Origin of the sequence: Streptomyces milbemycinicus, from assembly GCF_002154605.1 — a bacterium.
GTDB classification, from domain to species: domain Bacteria; phylum Actinomycetota; class Actinomycetes; order Streptomycetales; family Streptomycetaceae; genus Streptomyces; species Streptomyces milbemycinicus.
This window is the reverse complement of the sequence record NZ_MUNE01000815.1, coordinates 1-8,561: the sequence shown is the minus strand read 5'-3', so window position 1 is coordinate 8,561 and position 8,561 is coordinate 1. Positions and strand designations below refer to the sequence as shown.

The 8,561-nt window shown below is 73.2% G+C and carries 7 protein-coding genes and 1 pseudogene; 6 read left to right on the top strand and 2 right to left on the bottom strand.

What is annotated here, in order from left to right; all coding sequences use genetic code 11:
• The 3 genes from CCN51_RS59490 to CCN51_RS46910 all read left to right on the top strand — a co-directional run.
• The coding region (locus CCN51_RS59490) for an ATP-binding cassette domain-containing protein (RefSeq protein WP_143676123.1) at nt 1-708 on the top strand (708 nt) is incomplete at its 5' end.
• A 42-nt stretch (nt 709-750) separates the two neighbouring features.
• On the top strand, nt 751-2,784 hold the full coding sequence (locus CCN51_RS46915; protein ID WP_014176825.1) for a CocE/NonD family hydrolase: 2,034 nt from the start codon (nt 751-753) through the stop codon (nt 2,782-2,784).
• Nucleotides 2,781-3,464, top strand: coding sequence for a TetR/AcrR family transcriptional regulator (locus tag CCN51_RS46910; RefSeq protein WP_014176824.1), 684 nt, complete (start codon nt 2,781-2,783; stop codon nt 3,462-3,464). The genes CCN51_RS46915 and CCN51_RS46910 overlap by 4 nt, the downstream gene beginning before the upstream one ends.
• Nucleotides 3,465-3,472: 8 nt before the next feature.
• On the opposite strand, the gene CCN51_RS46905 is transcribed toward CCN51_RS46910, so the two are convergent.
• Both CCN51_RS46905 and CCN51_RS46900 read right to left on the bottom strand, forming a co-directional pair.
• On the bottom strand, nt 3,473-5,089 hold the full coding sequence (locus CCN51_RS46905) for an N-acyl-D-amino-acid deacylase family protein (RefSeq protein WP_014176823.1): 1,617 nt from the start codon (nt 5,087-5,089) through the stop codon (nt 3,473-3,475).
• 42 nt (nt 5,090-5,131) lie between these two features.
• Entirely contained in the window at nt 5,132-6,430 is a 1,299-nt protein-coding gene (locus tag CCN51_RS46900) for an amino acid deaminase (protein ID WP_014176822.1), read from the bottom strand.
• A gap of 134 nt (nt 6,431-6,564) precedes the next feature.
• Here CCN51_RS46900 and CCN51_RS46895 point away from each other — a divergent pair, with 134 nt between their 5' ends.
• The 3 genes and pseudogenes from CCN51_RS46895 to CCN51_RS58645 all read left to right on the top strand — a co-directional run.
• Nucleotides 6,565-7,668 carry a sugar kinase gene (locus tag CCN51_RS46895; protein ID WP_014176821.1) on the top strand — a complete coding sequence of 368 codons (1,104 nt, stop codon included), beginning with the start codon at nt 6,565-6,567 and terminating at the stop codon, nt 7,666-7,668.
• Complete coding sequence (locus CCN51_RS46890; RefSeq protein WP_014176820.1) at nt 7,665-8,438, top strand: IclR family transcriptional regulator; 774 nt, start codon at nt 7,665-7,667, stop codon at nt 8,436-8,438. The genes CCN51_RS46895 and CCN51_RS46890 overlap by 4 nt, the downstream gene beginning before the upstream one ends.
• A 23-nt stretch (nt 8,439-8,461) precedes the next feature.
• Nucleotides 8,462-8,561 (top strand): annotated as a pseudogene (locus CCN51_RS58645) (RidA family protein); the annotation flags it as partial.

The following is an 8,561-nucleotide window of genomic DNA, read 5'->3' as shown; positions in this document are numbered from 1 at the left end:
GGCGGCGACCTGACCGGGTCCCTTGGGGACCTGGCCCGCCCGGCGCGGCAGCGGCCGCTGTCCCTGCGGCGCAAGGTCCAACTCGTCTTCCAGAACGCCGACACGTCCCTGAACCCCCGGCGTTCGGTGGGCGACGCGGTACGGCGTCCACTGCGCTTCTTCGGCACGGCACCCTCCCGTACGGCCGCCGCCGCCCGCGCCCAACAGCTCATCGCCGACGTACGCCTCGACCCGGCCCTCGCCGACCGACTGCCCGCGCAGCTCTCGGGCGGTCAGCGGCAGCGGATCGGCATCGCCCGAGCGCTGGCCGGTGAGCCCGACGTACTGATCGCCGACGAGATCACCACCGCGCTCGACGTCTCCGTCCAGGCCGACGTGTTGCGCCTGCTCGACGACCTGCGCCGCGAGCGCGACCTCGCGTGCCTCTTCATCAGCCACGACCTGGCCGTGGTGCGGGGGATCGCGGACCGGGTGGTGGTGCTGCGGCACGGGGTGGTGGTCGAAGAGGGCCCCACGGACGCGGTCTTCGCGGCCCCCGGCCACCCCTACACGCGCCGCCTCATGGCCGCGGCCCTGGACCCCGACGGGGAAGCCGGAGAGGCGTCCGAGGCGGCTGACGACTGGCAGGACGCCGCGGAACCGGACGACACCTGGACCGACCTCGGCCCCGGCCACCGCATCCGCCGCTGGCGCCCAGTGGCCACCTGACCGCGCACACCCCCCACACGTACGACCGAGGAGCTACACCACGTGAAGTACCGCGAGCAGTTCGACCGCGAGGTCCAGACGGAGGACGTCTGGATCCCCACCCGGGACGGCACCCGGCTGCACGCGCGGATCTGGCGACCTGTTGACACCGCTGCCGCCACCGCGGACCCCGTCCCCGCGCTGCTGGAGTACCTGCCGTACCGCAAGAGCGACTGGACCGCCCCGCGCGACGCGCAGCGCCACCCCTGGTACGCCGGGCACGGCTACGCCTCCGTCCGGGTCGATCTGCGCGGCAGCGGGGACTCCGAGGGCGTGATGCTCGACGAGTACACCGAGACGGAGCTCGCCGACGGGGTCGACGTCGTGGAGTGGCTGGCCGCCCAGCCGTGGTGCACGGGCAAGGTCGGCATGTTCGGCATCTCGTGGGGCGGGTTCAACTCCCTCCAGATCGCCGCCCTGCGCCCGGAGCCGCTGAAGGCGATCGTCACCGTCTGCTCGACCGACGACCGTTACGACAACGACGTCCACTACACCGGCGGCGCCGTCCTCGGCATCGACATGCTCGCCTGGGCCGGCACCATGCTCGCGTTCACGGCCCGCCCGCCGGACCCGGCCGCCGTGGGCGAGGACCGGTGGCTGCCCATGTGGCGGGAGCGGCTGGCGGCGCTGGAGCCGTATCTGCACACCTGGCTGGCGCATCAGGAGCGGGACGGCTACTGGCGGCACGGCAGCGTCTGCGAGGACTACGGCGCCATCGACGCGGCGGTCCTCGCGGTCGGCGGCTGGGCCGACCCGTACCGGGACACCGTGCTGCGGCTGGTCGAGCACCTTGACGCGCCCGTACGGGGGCTGATCGGGCCCTGGTCGCATCAGTACCCGGACCGGGGCCTGCCGCCGGGCCCGGCGATCGGCTTTCTGCAGGAGACGCTGCGCTGGTGGGACCACTGGCTCAAGGGCGTGGACACCGGGGTCATGGAGGAACCGGCCCTGCGCTCCTGGATCAACGACCCGGTGCCGCCCGCGACCCACTACGCGACCATGCCCGGCCGCTGGGTCGCCGACGACGCCTGGCCCACCCCGGCCGTCAGCTGGGACGAGCGGCCGCTGGGCGGTGAGCCGCTGGGCGGTGAGGGGACGGAGCCGGTGATCGTGCGTTCACCGCTGCACACCGGTATCGACGCGGGGCGCTTCTTCCCCTTCGGCAACGCCACCGACCTGCCGCCCGACCAGCGCGAGGAGGACGGCCGTTCGGTCTGCTTCGACTCCGCGCCGCTGACCGGGCGTGTGGAGATCCTGGGCCGCCCGCGCGTCCGGCTGCGCCTGGACAGCGCCACCCCGCGCGCGCATGTCATCGCGCGCATCTGCGACGTCGCCCCCGACGGCTCCTCGACGCTGGTCACCCGGGGCGTGCTCAACCTGCTGTCCCGGCAGGGCCGGGACACGGCGGTGGAGTGGTCGCCGGGGACGTACGAGGACGTGGAGTTCGAGCTGAACGCCATCGGGTACGCCTTCCCGCCCGGCCACCGCATCCGCGTCGCCGTCTCCGACCAGTACTGGCCGTGGGTCTGGCCGCACGGTGAACGCGGTGCGCTGAGCGTGCGCCCCGCGGACAGCGCCGTACTCCTCCCCGTACGCGACCCGGACGCCGACACCGGCCGCCCACCGATCACCTTCGAGGAGCCCGAGCAGGCCCCGCCGCTGCCGGTGACCACCGAGCCACCCGCCAGGCCCCGGCCCGAGCGGGTGGTGCGGCACGACGTGGCGACCGGGGAGTGGACCCTGGAGGTGGACCCCAACTACGGGGGCTCGCGCACCTACCCGGACGGCCTGCGGTACGAGGAGAGCGCCCTGGAGACGTACCGGATCCGCGACGGCGACCCGCGCTCGGCCGTGGCAAGCTCCCAGTGGACCATCCGGCTGCGGCGGGGCGACTGGGATGCGGCGATCGTGACCAGTACCGAACTACGCGCGACGGACACCGAATTCATCATGGACAGCAGCCTCGAAGCACGGGCGAACGGAGAGACAGTGGCCAAGCGCACCTGGCACCACACCACCCCCAGGACCTCGGCATGACGTCGTCCGCGGCCGACCGCCCCGAAAGCCCCGTACGCACCGGCCGCCCCAAGGCCCCACGGCGGGCCGTCGCCGCCTCCGCGCGCACCCGGCAGCCCACCGAGGTGCGCCGCCGCCTGATCGTGGAGGCCGCCGTACCGCTCATCGTGGAGCGCGGTTCCGCGGCGGTGGGCGTACGCGATGTGGCAGCCGCCGCGGGGGTCTCGGTCGGCACGGTCACCTACCACTTCGAGAGCGTCCAGGAAGTCCTCTCCGAGGCGATGGTGCTGCACATCGAGCGCTACTACGCGGCGCTCAGCGAGGCCGCCGCCCGCGCCACCAGCGGCGCCGAGGGGCTGCGGCTGCTCATCGACGCGCTGTTCACCGACGACACCGACCGCCACTGGCGGATGTGGTTCGACTACTGGCATGCGGGCGACCGCGATCAGGCCTTCGCCCGCGGCCAGGCCGAGCGCTACGAGAGCTGGCACGGCGAGATCCGCGCCCTCGTCGAACGGGGCCTGGCCAAGGGCGACCTCCGCTGCGCCGACCCGGCCGGCTTCGCCGTCCGCTTCGCCGCCCTCGCCGACGGCCTGGCCCTGCAGCGGCTGCGCCAGGCCCCGCCGCTGACCACGGAGACGGCGCGGCGGCACCTTTACCGGCTGGTGGAGGTGGAACTCGAAGCAGCGACGAAGGGCTGACCGCGAACTCAGCCCGTCGGCGCGCGCCGCACGGACCGCCCCGCCAGGACATCCGTACGCCGCCCGTCCTCGATGACGAAGCGGCCGTCGATGAGCACGTGCGGAATCCCGGTCGGCAGGGTGCGCGGGGACTCGAAGGTGGAGCCCGCGGCGACCGTGTCCGGGTCGAAGAGGACGAGGTCGGCGCGGTAGCCCTCACGGACCAGGCCCCGGTCGGGGAGGCGGAGACGGGCCGCGGGGCGCGCGGTGAGGTGGGCCACGCACTCCTCCAGGGACAGCACGCCCAACTCGCGTACATAGCGGCCCAGATACTGCGGGAAGGTCCCGTACGCGCGCGGGTGCGGCTTGGCGCCTTGCAGGACGCCGTCGCTGCCGCCCGTGTGTACCGGGTGCTTCATGATCGCCCGCACGTTCTCCTCGTTCCCGGCGTGCTGCAGGATCGTCGAACCGAGCCGGTCCTCCAGCAGCAGTCGGCGCGCGGTCTCCCACGGCGCCTCGCCGCGCTCACGCGCCGACTGGGCGATCGTCTTGCCGACGTGCGCCGCCAGGACGGGGTGGTTGACCCCCGAGATCTCGATGGTGTCCCAGTCGACGGGCACGCCATGGCACCCGTCCGCCCCCTCCACCTCCATGACATGCCGGATCCGCTCGGCGGCCGTCTCGTCCAGGAGCCGGTCCAGGATGGCCTGCGGGCCGCCCTCGGCGGCCCAGCTGGGCAGCAGCGCGGCGAGCGTGGTGCAGCCCGGGAGGTAGGGATAGGTGTCGAGGCTGATGTCGGCACCCTCGGCGAGCGCCCGGTCCAGCAGCGTGAGCAGTTCGGGCGCGCGGCCCTTGTTCAGACCGAAGTTCATGGTCGCGTGCGCGAGATGCAGCGCGCAGCCCGCCTCGCGGGTGAGCGCCACCATCTCCTCGTACGCCTGAAGGGCGCCCGCGCCGTACGAGCGGTGGTGCGGGCAGTAGTAGCCGTCGTACGCGGCGACGACGCGGCACAGCTCGGTCAGTTCGGCGTCGGACGCGTACATCCCCGGCGTGTACGTGAGCCCGGACGACAACCCGACCGCCCCCTGCTCAAGCCCCTCCGCGACCAGCCGCCTCATCCGCTCCAGCTCGTCCGCCGTGGCGTCCCGGTCCGCCCAGCCGACCGCGAGCATGCGGACGGTGCCCTGGGGGATGAGGTACGCGGCGTTGACCGCGATGCCCTGGCCGTCGAAGCCGTGGTCGAGGCGGTCCAGGTACTCGCCGACGGTGCGCCAGCTGAAGTCGATGTCGGAGCCGTCGCCGTTCCAGCCGGTGATGGCCGTACGGACCTCGGCGAGGCTGCGGTCGTCGACGGGCGCGTACGACAGGCCGTCCTGGCCGATCACCTCCAACGTCACGCCCTGCGCGGCCTTGGCGGAGTGGTCCGGGTCGCGCAGCAGCGCGAGGTCGCTGTGCGCATGCATATCGATAAACCCGGGCGCGACCGCAAGCCCGTCCGCCTCCACCACCCGCTGACCTGTCGGGCGCGGCCCGGCGCCCTCCGGCACGATGCGGGCGATCCGCCCGCCGTCGACGGCGACATCCGCCCGGTAGCGGGCGCCGCCGGTGCCGTCGATGACCTGCGCGTCGCGGATGACCATGTCCATGTGCGCTGCCTCTCCCTGTGCGTGTCCGGATGGCTGGGCGGGCTAGAAGAACGTGCGGATGTAGTCCGTGACCGTGCCGTCCGCCTCGGCCACCGGGATCAGCTGCCACTTGTCGAAGCTCGTGCAGGGGTGGGAGAGGCCGAGGCCCACCCAGTCGCCGACCTCCAGAGAGGCGCCCTCCTCGACCGTGAGCCAGGTGTGCTGGTCGGAGAGGCCGGTGACGGTGAGGCCGGTGGCGGGGCGTTCGGTGCCGTCTGCGGAGCGGATCACCTGCGGTTGGGGCAGGTCGAGGTCGTAGGCCGCGTCGCGCTTGCCCGCGTTGAGGAAGGCCTGGCCGGGTTCGGGGCGGGAGACGACCTGGGCCCAGAGGCGGAAGGCGGGGTGCAGGGCGCCTTCGTCGGGGATGCGGTTGAAGGGGGTGATGTGGCGGTAGTGGCCGTCGTCGTGGGAGACGTACGCGCCGGAGCGGAGCAGCTTCAGAACCGGGCCGGACAGGTCGGGCAGTTCCGCGAAGACGTCGGCGACGGCGTCGAACCACGCGCTGCCGCCCGCGCTGACCACGATCTCGTCCGCGTCCGCGAACCGGCCCTCGCCGTCGAAGGCGACGGCCAGCGCGGTGAGCCGGCGCAGCCACGCCCGTACCCGCTCGCCGTCAGGCTTGGGCACCTCGCCCTCGTAGCCGGCGACGCCGACGAGGCGGAGGGTGTCGGTGGCGGCGACCGCGTCGGCGACGGCCGTGCAGTCGGCCTCCGTACGGGCGCCGGTGCGGGCGCCGGGGCCCGCGCCGAGTTCGACGACGACGTCGAGGGGGCGGCGGGCGCCGGCCTCGCGCAGGGCCGCGTCCATGAGCTGGACGCCGCGCGGGGAGTCGACGTACGCGATGAAGCGGAAGTCGGGGTCGGCGTCGAGCTCTTGGGCGAGCCAGCCGAGCGCGGCGGCGTCCACGATCTCGTTGGCGAGGAAGATCCGCTGGATGCCGAAGGCGCGGTACATGCGCACATGGGTGGGGACGGCGGCGGTGATGCCCCAGGCGCCGTGGGCGAGTTGGCGTTCGAAGAGCTGGGGGGCGAGGGAGGTTTTGCCGTGCGGGGCGAAGGCCAGTTTGTGGGCGGCGGAGTAGCGCTCCATGGCGGCGAGGTTGTGCTCCAGGGCCTCGGCGGACAGCACCAGGACGGGGGTGGTGAATCCGCCGGTGAACAGGGAGCGGCGCTCGGCGGCCAGCTCGCCGACCGTACGGCCTTCGGCGCCGGGGGGCAGGCCCTTGAAGCGGTGGTCGACGCGCTCGCGGGCGAGGCGCCCGACGGCGGAGTCGGGCGTGTCGGCGGCGTGGTCGGCGGCCATGGAGCCTCCCATAAATCCTTGGTTGCAATATGTGCAACGGTCATTGCGTATGGCGCTTAACGGTGTCTAACATCCCGCCGAGCACCCGGTCAACGGTGCGCGCCACACTCCGAACCAGCAAGGAGCCGGCCCTCGTGTCTGCAGACCTCCACGCCGACGTCGCCGACGTCACCGACGTCGTGTGCCTCGGCGAGTCGATGGTCACCTTCGTGCCGTCCTCGCCGGGCCGGCTCGCCGACGTGCCGGCGTTTTCGCGGGGGATCGGCGGCGCGGAGTCCAACGTCGCGTGCTCGCTCGCGCGCGTCGGGCACACCGCCCGGTGGATCAGCCGCGTCGGGGCGGACGGGTTCGGGGACCACCTCGTCGCGGAGATCGCCGCCGCGGGCGTGGACGTCTCGTACGTGCAGCGCGACCCGGACCGGCCCACCGGCATCTACTTCCGTACGGCGGGGGAGCGGGCGCTCACCGACGCGCACCAAGGGGACGAAGGGGACGAAGGGGAGGAGTCGGTCTCCGAGGTCGTGTACTACCGGGCCGGGTCCGCCGCCTCGGCCATGTCCCCGCGCCTGGTGCCCCGCGAGTGGGCGTCGTCGGGCCGCGTTCTGCACCTCACCGGGATCACCGCGGCCCTCTCCGACGACTGCCACACCCTGATGCGGGAGCTCACCACCCGCGCGCCTGGCCGCCCCCTCCTCTCCTTCGACGTCAACTACCGCACGGCGCTCTGGCGCGGCCAGGACAGCGGGCGGCTGCTGGACCTCGCCCGCGGCTGCGACCTGGTCTTCGTCGGCGAGGACGAGGCCGTGGCCGCCTGGGGGCTGCGTGGCGCGGAGGCGGTCCGGGCGGCCCTGCCCGAGCCGGCGGTGCTGGTGGTGAAGCAGGGGAGCGCGGGCGCCACGGTGTACGCGCGGCAGCCGGACGGCGGCGACGCGGTCACCTTCGAACCGGCCCTGGACGTCGATGTGGTCGCGTCCGTCGGGGCCGGTGACGCCTTCGCCGCCGGGTTCCTGTCGGGCACCCTGCGCGGGCTGTCCGTCGCGGCGCGGCTGCGGCACGGCCATCTGATGGCGGCGGCCGCCCTCACCGTCCCCGGCGACCTCGGCACCCCGCCCTCGCGCGAGCGCGCCGACCGCCTGGTCGCCCTCGACGCCGGCGCGTGGGGCACACTGCGACTCGGCCCCGGCTGGACGGACACCGGGACGCCCGGGACCGTACGCGCGGAGGTGCCCCACCCATGAGCCAGACCGTCGACCGAGCGCTGAGCATCCTGCCGCTGCTGGCGGAGGGCCCGGCCAACCTGGAGCAGGTGGCCAAGCGGCTCGGCGTGCACAAGACAACCGCGCTGCGGCTGCTGCGCACCCTGCATGAGCACGGCATGGTCTACCGGCAGCAGGACCAGCGCTACCGGCTCGGCGCCCGTCTCTTCGCGCTCGCGCAGCAGGCCGTGGAGAACCTGGACGTGCGCGAGATCGCCCACCCGTATCTGGCCGGGCTCAACGAACAGTGCGGGCACACCGTCCACCTCGCCGTGTACGAGGAGAACGAGGTGGTCTACATCGACAAGGTGGAGAGCCGCTACCCGGTCCGGATGTACTCGCGGATCGGCAAACCCGTCGCCATCACCGTCGCCGCGGTCGCCAAGCTGCTGCTGGCCGATCTGCTCGAGGCGGAGCGGCGCGCGGTCGCCGAGAGGCTTCAGTACCCCGCGTACACCGCGCGCTCCACCCCGAACGCCGCGGCCTTCCTCAAGGAGCTGGCGACCGTACGGGAGCAGGGCTGGGCCACCGACCTCGGCGGCCACGAGGAGTCGATCAACTGCGTCGGGGCACCCATCCGGGGTGCGGACGGGCGGGTGGTCGCCGCGTGTTCGGTCTCCGCGCCGAATGTCGTGGTCTCGGCCGAGGAACTGCTCGAACTGCTGCCGCTGGTGCGCCGTACCGCGGAGGCGATCAGCCGAGAGTACTCAGGAAGCGCCCCGCCCGCCGAACCGGACCCCGACGACAAGTAACCAACAGCTATCCAAGGAACCCCATGAGCGAGAAGCTTCAGAAGATCGCGATCACCCCGGACACCCACACCGCGCCCCCCGCCAAGTTCTCGCACGGCGTCAAGAAGGGCAACATCCTCCAGG

Bases quoted from the DNA above. Each gene is read 5' to 3' on its own strand.
- CCN51_RS46900 (WP_014176822.1), bottom strand. From the start codon at position 6,430: ATGGCCGCCGACCACGCCGCCGACACGCCCGACTCCGCCGTCGGGCGC.
- CCN51_RS46890 (WP_014176820.1), top strand. From the start codon at position 7,665: ATGAGCCAGACCGTCGACCGAGCGCTGAGCATCCTGCCGCTGCTGGCG.
- CCN51_RS46905 (WP_014176823.1), bottom strand. From the start codon at position 5,089: ATGGACATGGTCATCCGCGACGCGCAGGTCATCGACGGCACCGGCGGC.
- CCN51_RS46910 (WP_014176824.1), top strand. From the start codon at position 2,781: ATGACGTCGTCCGCGGCCGACCGCCCCGAAAGCCCCGTACGCACCGGC.